The following is a 21,014-nucleotide window of genomic DNA, read 5'->3' as shown; positions in this document are numbered from 1 at the left end:
CGGTCGGCGACCGCCTCAGCGGGCCCGTACGGCCAGCAACGCCACGTCGTCCTCACGCCGCTCCTCCGAACCGAGCAGCAGGTCGCACAGGTCGGCGGCGGGTCGGACCCCGGCGGCGGTGACCCGTTCGCACAACTGCGCCATGCCCTCGTCGATCGGCTGGTCCCGCCGCTCCACCAGCCCGTCGGTGTAGAGCAGCAGGGTGTCCCCGGGGGCGAGGAGCACCCGTGCCCCGGTGCGGGGGACCGGCCGGGTCAACCCCAGCAGCGGTTCCCGCCGACCGTCGAGCAGCCGTACCGTGCCGTCGGCGGTGACCAGCAGCGGCGCGGGATGGCCGGCGTTGCACCAGGTGACCGCCACCCCGTCGGGGACCGGCCGCAGTCGGGCCAGCACCGCCGTGGCGGCGGTCGGGATGCGCAGCCCGGAGATGGTGGCGTCCAACCGCCGCATCAGCTCGTCGACCGGATCGGTGCGCCCGTACGCGTTGCCCCGGACGAGGTTGCGCAGCTGACCCATGGTCGCGGCGGCCTCGATGTCGTGGCCGGCGACGTCCCCGATCGCCGCGACCAGATCGCCGTCGGGCTGCACGAAGGCGTCGTACCAGTCGCCGCCCACCTCCACCCGGTCGGCGGCCGGCTGGTAGCGGGCCACCAGCTCGACCCACGGGCTCTGCGGCAACTGCGGGAGCATGCTGTGCTGCAGCACCTCGGCGACGTGCCGTTGCTCGCCGTAGATCCAGCCGTTGCCGACCGCCTGCCCCGCACGCCGGCCGATCTCCAGCGCGGTGCCGAGGTCGTCGTCGTCGAAGGCCCGCCGGTCGGGCCCGGCGACCAGGGTGACCGCGCCCATCGCCGTACCCCGGCCGGGGGCCGGCACCGGCACGGTCAGGTGTGAGGCGAAGCCCAGCCGCTCGGCGAGGGTCACCAGCTCCGGCTCGTCGCTCGCCTGCCGGACGTCGTCCAGGTCGGCGACGTGGCGCAGCACCGGCTGGCCGGTCCGCAGCACCGTCCGGGTGATCGAGGCCGGGCCGAGCCGGCGCAGCGCCAGCTCGCCGAACCGGGCGGCCTCGGCGGCGCGGGCCGGATCGCGGTGCACGGTGTTCACCCACCGGGGGGTGCCAGCCTGGTCGACCAGGGTCACCATGGCCCAGTCGGCCAGCAGCGGCACCACCGCGTCGGCCAGCCGCGCCACGGCCGTCTCGACGTCGAGCGTGCCGGCCAGGGTTTCGCTCAGCGAGGCGAGCAGGTTGAGCCGGTCGTGCGCGTGTTCGACCAGCCGGCGGGCCTGCTGGGCGGCGTCCAGGGCGATCCGCAGCCGCAGCTCCGAGGAGCAGGCCGCCGCCAGGTCGGCAAGCGTCCGCAGCTGCGCCTTCGTCCACGCCCGGGGTTTGCTGTCGATCGCGCACAGCGAGCCGAGCACCCTGCCGTCCAGGTCGGTCAACGGCATCCCGGCGTACGCGACGACACCCAGTTCCGGCACGGCCAGGTTGTCCCGGACCCGGGGGTAGAGCCGGGCGTCCGGCAGCACCAGTGGGATCTCGGTGTCGATCACGTGTTGGCAGAACGAGTGGCTCAACGGGGTCTGCCGGCGGGCGGCCCACGGGTCGGGCAGCCCGACCGCGCCGGGAAAGAACTGCCGGGTCTCGGTGACCAGGGAGACCAGCGCCACCGGCACGTCGAGCAGGTCGCTGACCAGCCGGGCGAACCGGTCGAACGCCTCGTCCGGCGCGGCGTCCAGCCCGGTGTCGGTCAGTGACCGCAGTCGGGCCGGGTCGGCCAGCGCGGCGATCCCGACGGCTGGCCGTTCGCTGCGCTCGGTCATCGACCACCTGTCTGCCTGGATGGGGGACGCCGATCGACGTCCGACCCCCGGTTATACCCGCCCCGACCGTCGCGCGCCCGGGGAGGTGGGCGACATCGCCCGGTGCGGCGTCGGTGGGCCGGCCCCTCGGAACAGCCTGCCGACGGAGGGCTATCGTCGGCACGCGTGAAGGTATGGATTCCGCATCCTGTCGGTGTCGAGCTGCTCGGGGCGGTGCCGGCCGGTGTCACCGTACAGCCGTGGACCGATCCGGAGAATCCGCCCGGCGACCCGACCGGCGTCCGGTTCTGGGTGCCGCCGTTCCTGGCCGGGGTGGACACCACGGCGATGCTGGGCCGGCTGCCGGAGCTGGCGGTGGTGCAGCTGCTCTCCGCCGGGGCGGACGCCTGGTCCGGCCGGGTGCCCCCCGGGGTGACCCTGTGCGACGCCCGGGGGGTGCACGACGCCGGTACCGCCGAGTGGGTGGTCACGGCGATCCTGGCCCAGCTGCGGGGCTTCCCGGAGCTGGCCCGCGCCCAGTCGCGGCGGGAGTGGGCGTACGACCGGGTCGCGCCGACCGACGAGCTGACCGGCAAGCGGGTGCTGATCGTGGGGGCCGGTTCGATCGGTGCGGCGGTCCGGGCCCGGCTGGCCCCGTTCGACGTCACCTTCACCCTGGTCGCCCGGACCGCACGGCCGGCGGAGGGGGTGCACCCGGTGACCGAACTGCCCCGGCTGCTGCCCGAGGCCGACGTGGTGGTGCTGCTGGTGCCGTTGACCGAGGCCACCCGGGGGCTGGTCGACGCGGGTTTCCTGGCCGCCATGCCGGACGGGGCGCTGCTGGTCAACGCCGCCAGGGGCCCGGTGGCGGACACGTCGGCGCTGGTCGCGGAGCTGACCTCCGGCCGGTTGCGGGCGGCGTTGGACGTGACCGACCCGGAGCCGCTGCCCGCTGACCATCCGCTCTGGGAGTTGCCGAACGTGCTGCTCACCCCGCACGTCGCCGGCTCGGTACGGGGGCTGCTGCCCCGGGCGTACCGGCTGGTGGGGGAGCAGTTGCGGCGGTTCGTCGCCGGGGAACCGCTGGTCAACACGGTGGTCGACGGCTACTGACGCCGTCGGTCGCGACGGACCGGTGGTGGTCGCGGACCGGTGGTGGTCGCGGCGGACCGGAGGTGGTCGCGGGCCGGTGGTGGTCGCGGCCCGGTCGGGACCGGCCGGGCCGGCCGGCCCGGCGTGGACCCCGGGGTCAGTGGGCCTCGGGCAGGGACTGGCCGGTGATCGAGATCAGGCGGGGCAGGTCGACGCCCCGGACCGCAGGCAGGGGCAGGTGCTGCCCGTCGGCGAGCCGGACGACGGCCCGGCCGCGCGGGTCGGCGGCCAGCTCGACGACCTGCTCCCAGGGGATGCGTCGCCCCCCGGCCAGCGCCCGCAGGCGCAGCTCACGCGGGTCGGCGTCGGTGCCGGAACGCCAGGCCCAGATCGCGACGGTCAACGGGATCAGCAGCACCGGCAGCAGGTACCACCGGGCGGCGGCCAGGGGCAGCGCGCCGATGGTGGCGATGACGGCCGCGACCAGGATGGCCTGGTTGTGCCGGAAACGGATGGTGTCGGCGCGACTCACCCCCCGATGATCCCACCCCTGACCGGGCTGGTTCCGGCCGGGCGGTCGACCAGCCGGGGACGACCGCGGCTGGTGACGCGGATCATGGTCGGCGGGCATAACCCGTGTGGTGGCGAATCGTTGAACCGCTAACCCCCGTCATACCGCCCCGTGTTTCCCCCTCACGAAGGCGACCGCCGTGACCGTCGCTCACCTCCTCCGTCGCTTCCCGTCCGCGCCGACCACGCTGTCGGTGCTGGTCGCGCTCCTGGCCGGTGCCAGCCTGGCCGGTCTCCTCCGGCCACTGGCGGCGACCACCATGGCCGGCGCGGTCGGTTGTGCCCTGGCCACCGTCCGGCTGTTCCGGTCGGCCGCCACCTCCCGGCGGTCCCGCCGGGCCGCCGCCCCGCTCAACGTCGCGGTGACGGTGGCCGGGCTGACCGTGGCGGTGTTGCCACTGGTGCCGACGTCCTGGCGGGCCGGGGTCGTGGCGACCGGGTTCGGCGCGGTCGCCCTGGCCGGTGCGATCGGGCTGCTCCTGCTGCCCGGCCATGTCCGGTTGAGCTCCCGGGCCCGGCTGCGCCGTGGGGTGGACGTGCTCGGGTCCGGCACCGCCCTGCTCTTCGCCGGCTGGGTGCTGGTCCCGCCCGGCCCGGTGCCACCGGTGGTCCGGGTGGTCACCGTGGTCGGCGCGGTCGGACTGGCCGGGCTGCTGGTGAGCGCGCTGGCCGACCGCCGTCGTCGCCCGGGGGCGGCCCGCTGCCGGGTCGGGGTGGCGGCCGTCCTGCTCGGGCTGGCCGTCCTGGTGGGGCTGTTCGCCTACCGGGCGTCGGAGGTGTCGCTGCTGACGGTGGTGCCGCTGCTGGTCGGTGGGGCGTTGCTGACCGCGGCGGGGATGGCCCGGGTCGCGGCGGGCGACCCGGCCGACCCGGCGGGTGCGCCGCCGGCCTGGCCCCGGGTGACGGCACCGGCGGTGGTGGCCACCGTGGCGGCGGGCGGGCATCTGGCGTTCGCCGACGGGTTCACCCCGACCGCTGTCCTGCTGGGGCTGGCGGTGATCCCGTCGCTGGTGGCCCGGGAGTTGATCTCCGTGACCGACAACCGCCGGTGGGCCGGGCGGCTGGCCGCCCGGGAGGCGTACTTCCGGACGTTGGTCTCCGGGGGCCGTGACCTGGTGGTGGTCCTCGACGACGGGCTGCGGGTGCAGTGGCTCTCGGCGGCCGGTGAGCGCTGGTTCGGGCTGCGCCAGGACGACGTGTGCGGGCTGCCGCTGGCCGGGTTGCTGCACCCCGACGACGCGCCGGGGGTCCTGGCCCGACTGGCCGCCCGGTCCGACGGCGGTGCGCCGCCGCTGCTGGTGGCCCGGATGCGTACCGGCGACGGCGGCTGGCGGGAGATCGAGTCGACGGTGAGCGACCAGCGTGCGGTGCCGGAGGGGGCCGCGGTGGTGCTGCACGTCCGCGACGTCGGGGACCGTCGCCGACTGGAGCGGGAGCTGCGGCGGGTCGCGGCCACCGACCCGCTCACCGGGTTGGCCGACCGGCAGGAGCTGCTGCGTGTGCTCGGCGCGCGGGGTGGCCCACCCGGTGCCCTGCTGCTGGTCGACGTGCACGTGCCCGTCCCGACGCAGGGTGGTCCGGCGCCGGTGGGCAGCGACGCCCTCCTGGTCACCACCGCCCGCCGGCTGCGCGACGTGGTCGGCCCCCGGGACCTGGTCGCCCGGTTGTCCGCGGAGGAGTTCGCGGTGGTCACCGACGCCGGGTCGGTGCCGGCGTACGCGTTGGGCGAACGGCTGCTGGCCGCATTGACCGAACCGTGCCTGGCACCGACCGGGATGGCCCGGTTGCGGGTCGGCGTGGGCCTGACCGAGCTGACCGGGGCGGCACCGCAGGACGTGCTGCGCCAGGCCGACCTGGCCCGTCGCCGGGCCGTGCAGCTGGGGCGCAACCGGATCGAGTGGTACGACGCCTGCCTGGAGGAACAGCTGGTCCGTCGGCTGGACCTGGAGCGGGAACTGCCCGGTGCGGCGGCCCGGGGTGAGCTGGACCTGGTCTACCAGCCGGTGTTGGCGTTGGCTGATCGGCGGCCGGCCGGCATCGAGGCGTTGCTGCGGTGGCGCAGCCCGGTGCTCGGCACGGTGCTGCCGGCCGAGTTGCTGCCGGTCGCCGAGGATCTGGGTCTGCTCGGTGAGTTGGGGCGGTGGGTGCTGGACCGGGCCTGTCGGCAGCTCGCCGACTGGTCGACCGGGGGGCGGGAGCTGTGGTTGGCGGTCAACCTGACGTTGGCCGAGCTGTTGGCCCCGGATCTGGTGCCCCGGGTGGAGGCGGTCCTGGCCGGGCACGGCTTGCCGGCGGAACGGCTGGTGCTGGAGATCGCCGAGTCGAGGCTGGGCGCGGACCTGCCGACGGTGGTGGCCCGGTTGGCCGGGCTCCGGTCGATGGGGGTGCGTGTCGCGTTGGACAGTTTCCGGGCGGAGCACGCCTCCCTGGCGCAGCTGCGTCGGCTGCCGATCGACCTGCTCAAGGTGCAGCCCCGGCCGGCCGGGCCGGATGCGGAGACCCGCCCGCTGATCGACGTGGTGGTGGGCCTGGGGGAGCGGTTGGGGGTGACCGTGGTGATGGCGGACCTGGAGTCGGAGCCGGAGGTCGACCGGGCGACCCGGGCCGGCTGCCGGTACGGCCAGGGCTTCGCGTTGGCCCGTCCGGCCACCGCCGAGCGGGTCGAGGCGTACTTCGAGGAGTTCCCCACGTCCTCCCGGTGACCTGCGCCGGTACGAGTTGACTTAACCGGTTCACCTGACCTGGGGCGGTGCGGTGCTGCCGCGCGGGGTCAGGTGCGCCGTCTCGTCCTGGAGCCCGCCCACCGACTCCCCGGCGATGACGGCGAGCAGTTGGCGGGCCGCGTGCGCGCCGTAGGCGGGAATGTCCCGGCCGAGCGCGGTCAGCGGCGGGTGCACCAGTTGGCACAGGGGCGAGTCGTCCCAGGCCACGATGGACAGATCGGCGGGTACGCCGAGGCCCATCTCCTGCGCCACGGAGAGCCCGGCGATCGCCATCACGTCGTTGTCGTAGATCACCGCGGTCGGGCGTCGGGCGGAGCTGAGTAGCCGCCGGGTGGCGCGGGCGCCCTCCTCGCCGGTGTAGTCGGACCACACGGTCGCCGCGTCGGTGAGGCCGAGCCGGCCGCACACCTCGGCGAAGGCGTCGGTGCGGATCTCGGTGTGCAGCAGCGAGGGCAGCCCACCGACCCGGGCGATCCGTCGGTGGCCGAGGGCGACCAGGTATTCCACCGCCTCGGCCAGCGCCGCCGCGTCGTCGGCCCAGACGTGGGCCAGGGTGCCGGTGTGCCCCGGCCCGCCGATCACCACGGCGGGTAGTTGCAACTCCTCCAGGGCGGGCACCCGGATGTCGTTGGTCCGCAGGTCGCAGACGAGGACGCCGTCGACGCGCCGCTCGGCCCACCAGCGTCGGTAGACCGCGATCTCCGCCTCCTGGTCGGCGACCACCTGGAGGGTCAGGGCGTACGACCGGGCGGAGAGTTCGGCCTCGACACCGCTGATCAGCTCCATGAAGAACGGTTCGATGCCGAGTATCCGGGCCGGTCGGCACAGGGCCAGGCCGACCGCGTCGGCGGTGGCGCCGGAGAGTGCGCGGGCGGCGCTGCTGGGGCTGAAGCCGATCTCGGCGGCGATCGCCAGGATGCGTTGCCGGGTGGCCTCCGAGACCCCCGGTTGCCCGTTGAGCGCGTACGACACCGCGCCCTTGGACACTCCGGCGCGTCGGGCGACGTCGGCGATGGTCGGCCGCTTCACCGGTGTGTCTCCTCCACTTCTCACGGCCTGGGTGGGCCGTCGACGGGGGCCGGAATCACCGGCGGTGCCCACGCTACCGGTGCCTGGTCCGGTCGACGCTCCCGGCCGGGGTGCTCCGCCATTACCGCTGAGCGGGATTCGCTTGCCCGGTTAAGTGTACGCGGCGGGAGGTGCGTGGTGGCGGTATACCAGCGCGCCGAGCAGGGCGGGGAGGCACTCCGGCCCTGCCCTCGCGGTTCGATGGGCACGCCCAGGTTGCCGGTTCGAGGCGCTGTTGACCGGCCGTTGACACCGTGTGGGGTGGCCCGTACGGTGGCCTCACTTATCCGGTTCAGTCAACGCCTGTCGATGTCATGGGCGTCCCCGATGTGTGCGCGGAGGATGAGATGAGACGGTCCTGGACCCACTGGGCGCGCGCGGCGGCGGTCGGCGTCGTCAGCCTGACGATGATCGCCGCGTGCAGCGGCCGGAGCGCCACCGACTCGGGCGGCGGAGGCGGCCAGGTCACCCTGAAGATCAATTTCTGGGGCGACTTCGGTCTCCAGGACCTCAAGACCCGCTACGAGGCCGACCACCCCAACGTCAAGATCCAACTCAACTCGGGCGAGTACAACGCCCAGCACGAGGATCTCCAGAAGAAGCTCGTCGCCGGTTCCGGCGCGGCCGACATCGCCGCCATCGACGAAGGCTTCATGGTCCAGTTCCGTAGCCAGTCCGACAAGTTCGTCAACCTGCTCGACAAGGGCGCCGGCTCCTACGAGAGCAAGTACCTGCCGTGGAAGTGGAAGCAGTCGTTGTCGGCAGACGGCAAGACCCAGATCGGCCTCGGCACCGACGTCGGCGGCCTGGCCATGTGCTACCGCACCGACCTGTTCGCCGCCGCCGGGCTGCCCACCGGGCGGGACCAGGTCTCCGCCCTCTGGCCCACCTGGGACAGGTTCATCCAGGTCGGCCAGGACTACACCGGCCGGACGAAGAAGAAGTTCCTCGACTCCGGCACCAACCTGTTCAACCCGATCCTGGGGCAGCAGCCCGTCGGCTTCTACGACGAACAGGAACAGCTCCGGATGGAGCAGGGTCCCAAGGTCGCCTTCGACTACACGATCACGGCGGTCCAGGCCGGACTGTCGGCCAACCTGGCCAGCTTCCAGGCCGACTGGGACAAGGGCTTCACCGCCGGCTCGTTCGCTGTCCTCGCCTGCCCGGCGTGGATGCTCGGCCACATCAAGGACACCGCGCCCGGCACCCAGGGCAAGTGGGACATCGCCGCGGTGCCCGGTGGCGGCGGCAACTGGGGTGGCTCGTTCCTCACCATCCCCAAGCGGGGCAGGCACGTCGACGAGGCGTACCAGCTGCTGGAGTGGCTGGTCCAGCCGGAGCAGCAGATCGAGATCTTCAAGAAGGTCGGCAACCTGCCCTCGCAACCCGCGCTCTACGCCGACCCGGCGATCGCCGAGTTCAAGAACCCGTTCTTCAACGACGCGCCGGTCGGGCAGATCTTCCCCAGGATGGCGCAGGGGCTGACCCCGCAGTACCTGGGCAGGAAGAACGGCCCGACCCGGGTGGCCGTGGAGAACGTCATCAACCGCGTGCAGAACAAGACCCTGAAGCCGGATGCCGCCTGGGCCGAGGCGGTCAAGGAGGCCGAGAAGGCCGGCAGGTCCTGACCGTCCGCAGCCCCGTCCCGTCCCGTCCCGGCCCCGGAGGTGTCCCGTGCCCACCACCCGAGCCGCGCCGCCGTCGAGTCACCGCCCCGGGTCGGCATCCGCCGCCGGGACGGGTCGCCCGTCCGGCTGGCGCGACCGGCTGTACCGCTTCGACATGCGCTACCTGCCGTACCTGATGATCGCGCCGTTCTTCCTGCTCTTCGGGGTGTTCGGGCTGTTCCCGTTGCTGTTCAACGGGGTCGTCGCGCTGCGCAACTACCGGCTCGACGACCCGACCCTGCCCTACTGGGCCGGCGTCGCGAACTTCACCCGGCTGCTCGGCGACGAGGACTTCTGGAACGCGCTCTACAACACCTTCGGCATCTTCCTGCTCTCTTCGGTGCCCCAGTTGCTGCTGGCGCTGGTGGTCGCGTCGCTGCTCAACCGCAAACTGCGGGCGCAGACCTGGTGGCGGGTCGGGGTGCTGCTGCCGTACGTCACCCCGATCGTCGCCTCGACGATGGTGTTCAGCGCGTTCTTCTCCCGCAGTTTCGGGATGGCGAACTGGCTGCTCGCCGAGGTGGGCATCGGCGCCACGGGGGACGCGGCGATCGACTGGCGGGCCGACAAGCCGCACGCCTGGATCGCCATCGCCACCATGGTCAACTGGAAGTGGATCGGCTACAACGCCCTGCTCTACCTGGCCGCCATGCAGTCCATCCCGCGTGACGTCTACGAGGCGTCGGCGATCGACGGGGCCGGCCCGTGGCGGCAGCTGTGGCGGATCACCGTACCGATGATCCAACCGGTGATCGTCTTCACGGTGGTGTTGTCCACCATCGGCGGGCTGCAACTGTTCACCGAGCCGATGCTGTTCGACCTGAACGCGCAGGCCGCCACCGGCGGACCGAACGGCGAGTGGCAGACCATCGCCCAGCTCATCTACAAGGTCGGCTGGAAGGACCTCAACCTCGGCTACGCCGCCGCGATGTCCTGGGCGCTGTTCCTGATCATCCTGCTGGTGACCGGCCTCAACACCCTGCTGACCAACCGCCTGTCGGGCGGTCGCCGGTGAGCGCGAGGAACGCAGCGCAGCGGAGTCCCGCAGTCGCGAACGGAAGGGGACACCGGTGAGCGCGAGGAACGCAGCGCAGCGGAGTCCCGCAGTCGCGAGCGGAAGGGGATCGGTGAGCGCGAGGAACGCAGTGCGCCGGCCCGCGCTGTCGGGGCGCGCGCCGCAGGACACCCCGGCCGGTCTCGGCACGTACCTGCTGCTGTCGTTGACCTTTCTGTTCGCCGCGTTCCCGCTGTACTGGATGTTCGTCATCGCCACCAGCGACGACGAGGCGCTGGCGAAGCTGCCCCCGGCGGTCGTCCCCGGCAACCGGTTCCTGGCCAACCTGGAGGAGGTCTTCTCGCTCCAGGACGTCTACTTCGCCGCCTCCCTGGTCAACAGCGTCATCGTGTCGACCGTGGTGACCGCCTCGGTGCTGTTCTTCTGCTCGCTGGCCGGGTTCGCCTTCGCCAAGCTGCGGTTCCGGGGCAGCGACACGCTGATGCTCCTGGTGGTGCTCACCCTCACCGTCCCCAACCAGCTCGGCATCGTCGCGCTCTACATCGTGATGGGCCGGCTCGGCTGGAACGGCACCCTGCTGGCGGTGATCGCGCCCGGTCTGGTCACCGCGTTCGGGGTGTTCTACATGCGGCAGTTCATCGTCAACGGCGTCCCGGACGAGCTGGTCGAGTCGGCCCGGGTCGACGGGGCTACCACCATGCGGATCTACCGCAGCATCGTGCTGCCGGCGATCCGCCCGGCCCTGGCCGTGCTGGGCCTGCTCACCTTCGTGGCGACCTGGAACGACTTCCAGTGGCCACTGATCACGCTCAGCGGCACCGACTACCCGACCTCGATGGTGGCCGTCTCCGATCTGGCGAGTGGCAACTACGTCATCTACCGTCGGGTGCTCGCGGGGGCGTTCATCGCCACGGTGCCGCTGCTGGTGATGCTCTTCGTCGGCGGCCGGCAGATCGTCCGGGGAATCATGGAAGGCGCGGTGAAATCGTGAACCGTCTGGCGTTGCACGAGGGTTGGCAGTTGCGCGCGGTGTCCGGGCCGCAGGTGCCCGACGCCGTCGCCGGGCGGTCGATACCCGCCACCGTGCCGGGGTGTGTGCACACCGACCTGCTCGCCGCCGGCCTGATCGACGACCCCTACCTCGACGACAACGAGACGGCGTCGGCCTGGATCGGCCGCACCGACTGGGAGTACGCGGCCACGTTCGTGCACCGGCCCGGCGACGACGACCGGGTCGATCTGGTCTGCGCCGGGTTGGACACGGTCGCCACGATCACCCTCAACGGCGTCGAGGTCGGCCGCACCGCGAACATGCACCGGTCGTACCGGTTCGACGTGGCCTCGGCGTTGCGGCCGGGGGAGAACACCCTCGCTGTCCGGTTCGACTCGGCGTACCGCTATGCCGGGGAGCAGCAGGAACGGCTCGGTGACCGGCCCAACGCCTACCCGGAGCCGTTCGCGTTCATCCGCAAGATGGCCTGCAACTTCGGCTGGGACTGGGGGCCGACGCTGGTGACCGCCGGGATCTGGCAGGAGATCGGGTTGCACGCCTGGTCCACCGCCCGGCTCGGCACCGTCCGTCCACTGGTGACGGTCGTCGACGGCTGGGGCCGGGTCGAGCTGCACGTCGAGGTCGAGCGGGTGGCCGACGTGCCACTGACCGTCCGCGCCGAGGTCGCCGGGGTGACCGGCGAGGCGACCGTCGCGGCCGGGCGGCGTACGGCCGCGCTGACCCTCACCGTCGCCGACCCCGAACTGTGGTGGCCCCGGGGGTACGGCGCACAGCCGCTGCACCCGCTGGTGGTGACCCTGGCGTCGCCCGACGGCACCCCGTTGGACACCTGGTCACAGCGGATCGGGTTCCGTTCGGTACGCCTGGACACCACCCCCGACGCCCACGGCACCCCGTTCACCCTGCACGTCAACGACGTGCCGGTGCTGGTGCGGGGGGTCAACTGGATCCCCGACGACGCGTTTCCCACCCGAGTCACCCGGGACCGGCTGGCGCACCGGTTCACCCAGGCCGCCGACGCCAACGTCAACCTGCTGCGGGTCTGGGGCGGCGGACGTTACGAGTCGGGCGACTTCTATTCCCTCGCCGACGAGCGGGGCCTGCTGGTGCAGCAGGACTTCCTGTTCGCCTGCGCGGCCTACCCGGAGGAGGAGCCGTTCGGCACGGAGGTCGAGGCGGAGGCGCGGGAGCAGGTGACCCGGCTGGCCGGGCACCCGTCGCTGGTGCTGTGGACCGGCAACAACGAGAACATCTGGGGCTGGCACGACTGGGATTGGCAGGAGCCGCTGGCCGGGCGCACCTGGGGGCGGGGCTTCTATCTGGACCTGCTGCCCCGGGTGGTGGGCGAGCTGGACCCGACCCGCCCGTACTGGCCGGGCAGCCCGTGGTCGGGTGTCGAGGACATCCACCCCAACGACCCGGCGCACGGCACCACCCACATCTGGGACGTCTGGAACACCGACGACTACACGAAGTACCGCGAGTACGTCCCCCGGTTCGTCGCCGAGTTCGGCTACCAGGCGCCCCCGGCGTACGCGACGCTGCGCCGGGCGTTGTCCGACGAGCCGCTGGCGCACGACTCGCCGGGGATGGCCCACCACCAGAAGGCGGCCGACGGGGACGCCAAGCTGCGACGGGGTCTCGACGCGCACCTGCCCGCTCCGGCCGACTTCGACGACTGGCACTACCTGACCCAGCTCAACCAGGCGCGGGCCATCCAGCTGGGGGTGGAGCACTTCCGGTCGCACCGGGACGTCTGCTCCGGCACCATCGTCTGGCAGCTCAACGACTGCTGGCCGGTCACCTCGTGGTCGGCGGTCGACGGTGACGGTCGCCGCAAACCCCTGTGGTACGCGCTGCGCCGGGCGTACGCCGACCGGTTGCTCACCGTCCAGCCCCGCGACGGTGGGCTGGCCCTGATCGCGGTGAACGAGACCGGCACCCCGTGGCGGGCCCCGGTGACGGTGACCCGGTCGACGTTGACCGGCGAGCCGAGGGCGAAGACGTCGTACCCGCTCGACGTGCCGGCGTACGCGGCGGTGGCGGTGCCGTTGCCGGCGGACCTGGCGGTGGCGGAGGAGGAGCGCCGGGAACTGCTGGTCGCCGAGGCCGGTGCCAGCGCCGAGCGGGCGTTGTGGTTCTTCGCCGAGGACCGGGACGCGCAGTGGCCGGCGGCCCGTTTCGACGCGACGGTGGAGCCGGTCGTCGGCGGGCAGCGGGTCCGGGTCACCGCGCGGACCGTGCTGCGTGACCTGACGCTCTTCCCGGACCGGCTCGACCCGGCCGCCGAGGTCGACGCGGCGCTGGTCACCCTGCTGCCGGGGGAGTCGGTGACGTTCACGGTGACCTGCGGTGCGCCGCTGGACCCGGCGGCGTTGACCGCCCGGCCGGTGCTGCGCTGCGTCAACGACCTGCTCGACGACGCGGCCCCGGCCCCGGGGGGCTGACGGGACGGCCCGGGGTGCCCGTGCCACGGGTCCGGCCCGGCCGCCCCGACCCACGCCGGTCGGCAGCCCGAGCCCTCCTTCCCGTCGGGTGTGGGGCAGGAGGGGCCCTTGACAGCTCTGACCTGATCAGCGAGGGTCGATGCGTTCCGGGTGCGGCGGCGCGCTCCTCCCCTCGTCTGCGAAGGGCAGCCGTGATGTCGCCTGCGTTCACCCGCCGTCAGCTGATCCGCCTCGGCGGGGCCACCCTCGTCGTCGTCGCCGGCACCGGTAACGGGCTTCCCGCCCTGGCCGCCGGCACTGGCTTCGGCCTGCCGGCCCTGGCCGCCGGCACCGTCACCGCCGACCTGGTGGTCTACGGGGCCACCTCGGCCGGCATCGTCGCCGCCGTGCAGGCACACCGGTTGGGGCGCACCGCCGTGATCGTCGAACCGGGCAGCCACGTCGGCGGGCTCACCACCGGTGGGCTCGGCTACACCGACAGCGGCACCAGCGCCGCCATCGGTGGTCTCGCCGGGGAGTTCTACCGCCGGGTGTACGCCAGGTACCAGGGTGTCCCGGTCACCCCCGATTCGCCGATGCGGCTGGTCTTCGAGCCGCACGTGGCCGCCGGGGTCTTCGACGAGCTGCTCACCGAGCACGGGGTGCCGGTCTACCTGAACGCGCGGCTGACCACCGTGCAGCGCAGTGGGGACCGGATCACCGGCCTGGTCACCGACAACGGGCAGCTCTTCACCGGCCCGATGTTCGTCGACGCGACCTACGAGGGTGACCTGATGGCCGCCGCCGGGGTGGCGTACACGGTCGGGCGGGAGGCCAACACCGCGTACGGCGAGACGATCAACGGGGTGCAGCTGCGCGGGGCACACCAGTTCACCCTGCCGGTCGACCCGTACGTGGTGCCGGGCAGCCCGGCCAGCGGGCTGCTCCCCGGCATCTCCGCCGCCCCGGTCGCGGGCAACGGCACCGGTGACGACCGGATCCAGGCGTACAACTTCCGGATGTGCCTGACCCAGGCCGCCGGTCGGGTCCCGTTCCCGCAGCCGGCCGGCTACGACCCGGCCGACTACGAACTGCTGCTGCGGTACGTGCAGGCCGGGTATACCGGGCCGTTCTTCACCACGCAGAGCGTCGGTGGCGGGAAGACCGACTCGAACAACACCGGGGCGTTCTCCACCGACTTCATCGGCGTGAACTACGCCTACCCGACGGCGACCCGGGCGCAGCGGGACAGCATGGTCGCCGACCACCTGACGTACCAGCAGGGGCTGATGTGGTTCCTGGCCAACGACCCCCGGCTGCCGGCGTCGGTCCGGGCGGGGGTGGCCCGCTGGGGCCTGGCCGCCGACGAGTTCACCGCCACCGGCGGGTGGCCCCCGCAGCTCTACGTCCGCGAGGCCCGCCGGATGGTGTCGGCGTACGTGATGACCGAGCGGGACTGCCGGGGCAGCGTGCGGGCCGCCGACTCGGTCGGGTTGGCCAGCTACACCATGGACTCGCACAACTGCCAGCGGGTGGTGGTCGACGGGTTGGTGAAGAACGAGGGCGACGTGCAGGTCGGGGTGCCCGGCCCGTACCCGATCAGCTACCGGTCGATCGTGCCGACCACCGGGCAGTGCGCCAACCTCCTCGTCCCGGTCTGCCTGTCGGCCAGCCACATCGCCTACGGCTCGATCCGGATGGAACCGGTCTTCATGATCCTCGCCCAGTCCGCGGCGACGGCGGCGCTGCTGGCGGTGGATGCCGGGGCGCCGGTGCAGCAGGTCGACGTCGCCGCCCTCCAGGCCCGGTTGCGCCGGGACGGGCAGATCCTGAGCTGGCCGCCCACCGCCGACGGCGAGATCGTGGTGGACAACCGGGCAGCCGGGGTCACCCGGGCCGGGGTCTGGGTGAGCAGCACCGCCATCGGCGGTTACTGGGGGTCGGACTACGAGCACGACGGCAACACCGGCAAGGGTGTCAACCGGCTGCGGTTCACCCCTGCCCTGCCGACGGCCGGGAGTTGGGCGGTCCAGTTGCGCTGGACGGCGGACCCGAACCGGGCCGGCAACGTCCCGGTCGACGTGGTGCACGGCGGTGGGGTGACCACCCGGGTGGTCGACCAGCGCGCGTCGGGCGGGCAGTGGGTGTCGCTGGGGACGTACCAGTTTCCGGCGGGGACGGCCGGCAGCGTGCTGATCCGCACCGAGGGCACCGACGGGTACGTCGTCGCCGACGCGGTCCGCTTCCTGCCGGCCTGACCCGTGCTCACTTCTCGAAGACGGCGAGGACGTTGAGCCCCGGCCCGGACTTCAGGGTGCCGACGATCCGCAGCCCGTGCTGGTTGCCACGGCGGATCATGGAGTACGCGTAGAGTACGTTTTCGCGGCACGCCGTCGAGCCGGAAGGAGGTCAGAACAATGTCCGATGTTCTGCGCCCCCTCCGCGTCCCGGCGTCCACGCGGATCTGACCGGGGCGTTCGCTTTCCGGAGGATTCCCCATGACCGACCTGGTCATCCGCCCGCTCGTCGCGGGCGAGGAAGATCTGTTCGAGTCCATGCCCGACCCGCTGCCCCAACTGCGCAAGGTCGGTTACGCCGACGGTGTCGCCGGGGGTGGCTACCGGCCCGAGCGCACCTGGATCGCCCTGCGGGGTGGCCGGGTGGTGGGCCGGGCCGCGTGGCTCCTGCCACCCGGAGCTGTCGGTGCGCCCTGGCTGGACCGCTTCGACCTGGCCGCCGGGCCGGAGGTGGGTGCGGCACTGCTGCGCGCGGCCCACGAGGCGCTCGGTGGTCCGCACCGGTACTACGCCGGCTTGCCGGCGCACTGGCGGCGTCGGCCGGAGGTGCTGGCCGTGGTCCGGGCACCGCTGGCGGCGGCCCGGCTCGCCGGGCTGGTCGAGCGGGGTGAGCGACTCCGGTGCTCGTGGGCGGGCACCCCACTGCCGGCGGCCTCGGGCCGTTACGCCTTTCGGCCGGCCACCGACAGCACGGAGATCGACTCCCTCGTCGGCCGGATCGCCGAGCCGGACGTGCTGACCGGCCGCGAGATCGCCCAGGCGGTGGCCGGGGTGGACCTGGCCAGGGATCCACGGGCCTGGCTGGCCGGCCCGGCCACGACCTGGCGGGTCGCCCTGGCCGCCGGGGAGCCGGTGGGGTTGGCCGGGGCGGCCGGGGATGCCTGTTTCCCGATGCTCGGCTACGTCGGCGTGCTCGACCCGTCGGCGCGCGGCGACCTGCTGGCCGACTCGGTCGCGGCGTTGGCGGCCGACGGCGCCCGGGAGGTGGTGGCCGACGTGGACGCCCACCGGGTGGCGGTGGTCGCCGAGCTGGAACGCACCGGTTTCCGGCAGTTGCGCTCCCGGTTGATCTTCGCGCCGGCCGACGGTGCGCTCTCGGCGTCGACCAGCGATCCGGGGCGGCCACGCTGACCACTGCGGCCGTGCTTGGTCGGCAGGGCGTCGACTGACCCTTGCGGTGTGCCCCCGGCAGGTTCGCCGGGGGCACACCGCGCGATCCGCCCCGAAGCGGGAGTCACGAACCACGCGACAGGTGAATTGAAGAATTGTGCAAGTGCTAAAGTCTTCACGTCGTCGAACGGGAAGAAGGTCGCCGGTGTCGGTGCCGCTGTACCAGGCCAAGGCGGAGCTGTTCCGCACCCTCGGTCACCCCGTACGCATCCGGGTGCTCGAACTCCTCCAGGACGGGCCGAAGCCGGTCCGCGACCTGCTCGCCGTCATCGAGGTCGAGCCGTCCAACCTGTCCCAGCAGCTCGCCGTGCTGCGCCGGGCCGGCATGGTCACCTCCTACCGGGACGGCCCGCTGGTCATGTACTCGCTGAGCACCCCCGACGTGGCCGACCTGCTGGCCGCCGGCCGACGCATCCTCGGCACCGTCCTCACCGACCGCGACGCCCTCCTCGACGAACTCCGCGCCGGCACCGCCGACCCGGTCGCCGGCAGCACCGCAGCCGTACCCGCCGCCGGACCGTCCGGTCCCGTCGTGGCCGGCGACGGGCCCCGTACCCCCGTCACGAACGGCCCACCGACCCGGCCCGGCCGGTGAGCGTCGCCGCCGTCGCCGACCGGGTCCTCGGCCTGCTGCCCGACCGCGCCGACTGGCAGGCGGTACGCCGGGCACCCCGCCGGGACCTGGTCGCCGGGCTGACCGTGGCCGTGGTGGCCCTGCCGCTCGCCCTCGCCTTCGGCGTCACCTCCGGGCTGGGGGCGCAGGCCGGGTTGGTCACCGCCGTCGTCGCCGGGGCGGTGGCGGCCGTGTTCGGCGGCTCCCACCTCCAGGTCTCCGGCCCCACCGGGGCGATGACCGTGGTGCTGGTGCCGGTGGTGCAGCAGTTCGGCCCGACCGGGGTGCTGATGGTCGGCGCACTGGCCGGGCTGCTGCTGATCGCCCTCGCCCTGGCCCGCCTCGGGCGGTACGTCCGCTACCTGCCTACCCCCGTCATCGAGGGCTTCACCGCCGGCATCGCCGTGGTCATCGCCCTGCAACAACTCCCCGCCGCGCTCGGGGTGACCGACGCGCACGGCGACCGGGTCTGGGCCGTCGCCGCCGACGCGGTCGCCCGGTTCGTCGTGCACCCCCGGCCGGTGGCGTTGGCCGTCGCGCTCGGGGTGGCGGCGCTGATGCTGCTCGGCGCACGCTTCCGGCCCGGCGTACCCTTCTCGCTGCTCGGGGTGGCCGCCGCCACGGTGTTCGCCGAGACCGCCCCGGTCGAGCTGGTCCGGATCGGTGCGCTGCCGCAGGGGTTGCCCACGCCGTCGCTGGGCTTCCTCGACCCCGGCGCGGTCGGCGTGCTGCTGCCGTCGGCGCTGGCGGTGGCCGCGCTCGCCGCGCTGGAGAGCCTGCTGTCGGCCACCGTCGCCGACGGGATGACCGTCGGGCAACGGCACGACCCGGACCGGGAACTGTTCGGTCAGGGCCTGGCCAACCTCGCCTCGCCGCTGTTCGGCGGCATCCCGGCCACCGCCGCGATCGCCCGCACGGCGGTCAACGTCCGCGCCGGGGCGTCGTCGAAACTGGCCGCGCTCACCCACGCGGTGGCGCTCGCCGCGATCGTCCTCGCCGCCGCCCCGCTGGTCGGCCGGATTCCGCTCGCCGCGCTGGCCGGGGTGCTGCTCGCCACCACGGTACGCATGGTCGAGGCCGGGTCGCTGTGGGCGTTGGCCCGCGCCACCCGGGGCGACGCCCTGGTGCTGGTGCTCACCTTCGTCGTCACGGTCGCCTGGGACCTGGTCACCGCCGTCGCCGTCGGGGTGGCCGTGGCGGTGGTGATCGCGCTGCGCGCGGTGGCCCGCAGCGCCCGGCTGGAACAGGTCCCGCTCGACCGGGGGGAGCACAGCGCCGAGGAGCACGCCCTGCTGGCCGAGCACATCGTGGCCTACCGGCTGGACGGGCCGCTGTTCTTCGCCGCCGCGCACACCTTCCTGCTGGAGCTGTCCGAGGTCGCCGACGTCCGGGTGGTCATCCTGCGGATGTCGCGGGTGTCGGCGCTGGACGCCACCGGCGCGCACGTGCTCGGCGACGCCGTCCGGCGACTGCGGGGCCGGGGGATCACTGTGCTGCTCTCCGGCATCACCCCCGACCACGACCAGGTGTTGGCGACCCTCGGGGTGGCCGACGAGCTGCGCCGCGACGGGCTGGTCTTCGCCGACACCCCGGCGGCCATCGCCCACGCCCGGGACCTGCTGCGGGGCACCGTCACCACCTGACGGTGGTCGGCCGGCTCACGCGGCGGTGGGCGACCACCGTCACCCACCGCCGCCCGGTGGGCGGCGCGCACCTCGCCGCCCCCTCGGCGCCCCGGCCGGCCCGCAGCCTCCCCGGTCAGGCCGGAGCCGTAGCGGTCAGGCGCAGAGCGGCGTGCTGGTGTACGTGGTGCCGTTGTAGACGACCTCGCCGACCGCGCAGATCGTCGAGTTCTGGCCGTCAAGCTGGTCGCCGTAGTACTGGGCACCGGTGCCGCCGTACCACGGCGTCGACTTGCGCGGGCTGTCCCGGTAGGCGGTGACCTGGACCCGGTTCGGGGTCACCCGGTTACTGATCTTGCCCCAGTTGGTGCCGCAGGTGGCGCTGTACCGCAGCTCCACCACGGCCAGCGTGGTCGCGCCCTTCATGATGTACGCCGGCTGGCTGGTCGCGTTGCGGGCGTCGGCCGAGCACTGGGTGTTGATCGGGTCGGTGCCGTCGCAGCCGGTGGTGGGGCAGCCGGCGCTCGCCGGGCTCGCCACGAGCAGGCTCGCGGCGACCAGGGCGCTGGCGGCCAGGGTGGCCAACGTCCGGTGGACAGCCCTCGACGTTCGGGGTGCGGTGGTCATCGTTCCTCCGATGTGGATGGTCGACTTTCGGACCGGGTTGGGTCGACTCCCATCTCTACCTTCCGTCGACAGTCGTCTCTACGCTGTGTGGCGTTGGACAATCAATAGCCGGCGCTGGTCAATCAACCCGAGGAGTCACGGTGGCCCGGACGGAGCGCCCGCTCGATCCCGACGCCGACCCGGTGCAGGCGTTCGCCGCCGAGCTGCGCAGCCTGCGCGACCGGGCCGGCCGGCCGACGTACCAGGCGATGGCCCGCCGGGCCCACCGGTCGTCCAGCTCGCTGTCCGAGGCGGCCGGCGGCCGGAAGCTACCCACCCTGGACACCACCCTGGCGTACGTCCGGGCGCTCGGCGGCGACGAGACGGCCTGGGCCCGGCGCTGGCACCGGGTCGCCGCGAGCACCCCCGATCCGGCGGCCGACGACCGCGCACCCGGCACCGCCGAGTCCCCGCCCGCTGCCGATTCCCTGCCCGCCGTCGAGCCCTCGCCCGTCGCTGGTTCCCCGCCTACCGTCGAGCCTCGGCCCGCCGTCGGGTCCTCGCCTGCTACTGAGCCCCCGCCTGCTGCCGAGTCCTCGCCCGGCGGCCGACCGGCGCTTGCGGCGCCGGCCGGTCGGTCCGATCGTCGGCTGCTGCTCCCCGCTGCCGGGGCGGGCCTGCTCATGGTGCTCGCCGTCGGCCTGGCCTCGATCGGCTGGCGCTCCGTCGACCAACCGCCGGTCACCTCGGCCACGTCCGGCCCACCCGCCGGGGTGCCCGACCCGACACCCACCGGGTCCGCTTCCGCCCTGCGGGTGCACGACGGGGCGGACCCCAAGGACGCCGGGTGTGCCGCCGACCCCGCCGTCACCACCGTCGACAGCGCTGCGGTGCTGATCGACGAGCGGGTGATCGGCCTGGTGGAGCTGAGATACTCACCGGTCTGCGGGGCGAGCTGGCCCCGGTTCATGCCGGCCCCGGCGGGCACCCCGACCGTGCCCCGGCCGGCCCGGGTGGTGCTCGCCGTCACCGACGGGGACACCCCGGCCCGCAGCCACGACTTCACCATCGACTACGCCGGCATCTCCGCCTACGGCAACCTGCTCACCAGCACCCGGACCTGCGTCTGGGCCGAAGTGCGGATCACCGGCGCGGGCTGGACGTCACCGCCGGCCCGGACCGGCTGCTACCGGGGCGCCACCCAGGTCCGCCCGATCCCCTGAACCCGCCCCGGCAGCCGTCCCGGTCATTCCCCCGGCTGGCCGATGATGGGAACGCGGGAGCCGCCTGACAGAACGCAGAACTCGCTCGGGCGGGAACTCTCGCTGTGCAT

Annotated in this window: 14 protein-coding genes and 1 pseudogene; 11 read left to right on the top strand and 4 right to left on the bottom strand. The window is 73.4% G+C overall.

Translation table 11 applies throughout. The annotated features are described in order from the left end of the window. Nucleotides 1-15: 15 nt before the first annotated feature. Nucleotides 16-1,821, bottom strand: a complete 1,806-nt coding sequence (locus tag AB0C22_RS10905) for a SpoIIE family protein phosphatase (RefSeq protein ID WP_219468038.1) — start codon at nucleotides 1,819-1,821, stop codon at nucleotides 16-18. Nucleotides 1,822-1,986: 165 nt separating this feature from the next. Between AB0C22_RS10905 and AB0C22_RS10900 the strand changes: the two genes are divergently transcribed. Next, nucleotides 1,987-2,913 carry a 2-hydroxyacid dehydrogenase gene (locus AB0C22_RS10900; protein ID WP_219468040.1) on the top strand — a complete coding sequence of 309 codons (927 nt, stop codon included), beginning with the start codon at nucleotides 1,987-1,989 and terminating at the stop codon, nucleotides 2,911-2,913. Between the two features lie 136 nt (nucleotides 2,914-3,049). Here AB0C22_RS10900 and AB0C22_RS10895 read toward each other — a convergent pair whose 3' ends face one another. Next, a complete protein-coding gene (locus tag AB0C22_RS10895) occupies nucleotides 3,050-3,424 on the bottom strand; it encodes a PH domain-containing protein (RefSeq protein ID WP_357534675.1) in 375 nt (124 codons plus the stop codon). Nucleotides 3,425-3,602: 178 nt separating this feature from the next. Between AB0C22_RS10895 and AB0C22_RS10890 the strand changes: the two genes are divergently transcribed. Continuing rightward, nucleotides 3,603-6,164, top strand: coding sequence for an EAL domain-containing protein (locus AB0C22_RS10890; RefSeq protein WP_357534673.1), 2,562 nt, complete (start codon nucleotides 3,603-3,605; stop codon nucleotides 6,162-6,164). Between the two features lie 30 nt (nucleotides 6,165-6,194). Here the strand turns inward: AB0C22_RS10890 and AB0C22_RS10885 are convergent, their stop codons facing one another. Further along, nucleotides 6,195-7,214 (bottom strand): LacI family DNA-binding transcriptional regulator, encoded by a 1,020-nt coding sequence (locus AB0C22_RS10885; protein ID WP_219468045.1) that lies wholly within the window; start codon nucleotides 7,212-7,214, stop codon nucleotides 6,195-6,197. A gap of 386 nt (nucleotides 7,215-7,600) precedes the next feature. Here AB0C22_RS10885 and AB0C22_RS10880 point away from each other — a divergent pair, with 386 nt between their 5' ends. From AB0C22_RS10880 to AB0C22_RS10845, 8 genes and pseudogenes are all read left to right on the top strand, one after another. Next, a complete protein-coding gene (locus AB0C22_RS10880) occupies nucleotides 7,601-8,881 on the top strand; it encodes an extracellular solute-binding protein (RefSeq protein ID WP_357534671.1) in 1,281 nt (426 codons plus the stop codon). Nucleotides 8,882-9,035: 154 nt separating this feature from the next. Beyond that, on the top strand, nucleotides 9,036-9,935 hold the full coding sequence (locus AB0C22_RS10875; protein WP_219470741.1) for a sugar ABC transporter permease: 900 nt from the start codon (nucleotides 9,036-9,038) through the stop codon (nucleotides 9,933-9,935). 112 nt (nucleotides 9,936-10,047) lie between these two features. Next, nucleotides 10,048-10,926, top strand: a complete 879-nt coding sequence (locus AB0C22_RS10870; RefSeq protein ID WP_308291043.1) for a carbohydrate ABC transporter permease — start codon at nucleotides 10,048-10,050, stop codon at nucleotides 10,924-10,926. Beyond that, nucleotides 10,923-13,394: a glycoside hydrolase family 2 protein gene (locus AB0C22_RS10865; RefSeq protein ID WP_357534668.1), complete on the top strand. Its 2,472-nt coding sequence runs from the start codon at nucleotides 10,923-10,925 to the stop codon at nucleotides 13,392-13,394. The genes AB0C22_RS10870 and AB0C22_RS10865 overlap by 4 nt, the downstream gene beginning before the upstream one ends. Nucleotides 13,395-13,588: 194 nt before the next feature. Beyond that, on the top strand, nucleotides 13,589-15,631 hold the full coding sequence (locus AB0C22_RS10860) for an FAD-dependent oxidoreductase (protein WP_357534666.1): 2,043 nt from the start codon (nucleotides 13,589-13,591) through the stop codon (nucleotides 15,629-15,631). Between the two features lie 240 nt (nucleotides 15,632-15,871). Next, on the top strand, nucleotides 15,872-16,801 hold the full coding sequence (locus tag AB0C22_RS10855; RefSeq protein ID WP_357534664.1) for an acetyltransferase: 930 nt from the start codon (nucleotides 15,872-15,874) through the stop codon (nucleotides 16,799-16,801). 184 nt (nucleotides 16,802-16,985) lie between these two features. Next, nucleotides 16,986-17,306 (top strand): annotated as a pseudogene (locus AB0C22_RS10850) (metalloregulator ArsR/SmtB family transcription factor); the annotation flags it as partial. 125 nt (nucleotides 17,307-17,431) lie between these two features. Continuing rightward, nucleotides 17,432-19,096, top strand: a complete 1,665-nt coding sequence (locus AB0C22_RS10845; RefSeq protein ID WP_357534662.1) for a SulP family inorganic anion transporter — start codon at nucleotides 17,432-17,434, stop codon at nucleotides 19,094-19,096. Between the two features lie 135 nt (nucleotides 19,097-19,231). Here AB0C22_RS10845 and AB0C22_RS10840 read toward each other — a convergent pair whose 3' ends face one another. Beyond that, nucleotides 19,232-19,702 carry a DUF2690 domain-containing protein gene (locus AB0C22_RS10840; protein WP_219468063.1) on the bottom strand — a complete coding sequence of 157 codons (471 nt, stop codon included), beginning with the start codon at nucleotides 19,700-19,702 and terminating at the stop codon, nucleotides 19,232-19,234. A gap of 140 nt (nucleotides 19,703-19,842) precedes the next feature. Here AB0C22_RS10840 and AB0C22_RS10835 point away from each other — a divergent pair, with 140 nt between their 5' ends. Continuing rightward, nucleotides 19,843-20,904 carry a helix-turn-helix domain-containing protein gene (locus AB0C22_RS10835; protein WP_219468068.1) on the top strand — a complete coding sequence of 354 codons (1,062 nt, stop codon included), beginning with the start codon at nucleotides 19,843-19,845 and terminating at the stop codon, nucleotides 20,902-20,904. Nucleotides 20,905-21,014: the final 110 nt, after the last annotated feature.

It is taken from the genome of Micromonospora sp. NPDC048894, assembly GCF_040649765.1.
Classification (GTDB): Bacteria; Actinomycetota; Actinomycetes; order Mycobacteriales; family Micromonosporaceae; genus Micromonospora; species Micromonospora antibiotica.
Note: the sequence above shows the minus strand (reverse complement) of the source record. Positions and strands in the feature narration are given on the sequence as shown.

What these genes read in the sequence shown, in the direction of transcription:
- AB0C22_RS10905 (WP_219468038.1), bottom strand. Translation starts at nt 1,821, where the DNA reads ATGACCGAGCGCAGCGAACGGCCAGCCGTCGGGATCGCCGCGCTGGCC.
- AB0C22_RS10880 (WP_357534671.1), top strand. Translation starts at nt 7,601, where the DNA reads ATGAGACGGTCCTGGACCCACTGGGCGCGCGCGGCGGCGGTCGGCGTC.
- AB0C22_RS10875 (WP_219470741.1), top strand. Translation starts at nt 9,036, where the DNA reads ATGCGCTACCTGCCGTACCTGATGATCGCGCCGTTCTTCCTGCTCTTC.
- AB0C22_RS10860 (WP_357534666.1), top strand. Translation starts at nt 13,589, where the DNA reads ATGTCGCCTGCGTTCACCCGCCGTCAGCTGATCCGCCTCGGCGGGGCC.
- AB0C22_RS10855 (WP_357534664.1), top strand. Translation starts at nt 15,872, where the DNA reads ATGACCGACCTGGTCATCCGCCCGCTCGTCGCGGGCGAGGAAGATCTG.
- AB0C22_RS10840 (WP_219468063.1), bottom strand. Translation starts at nt 19,702, where the DNA reads ATGACCACCGCACCCCGAACGTCGAGGGCTGTCCACCGGACGTTGGCC.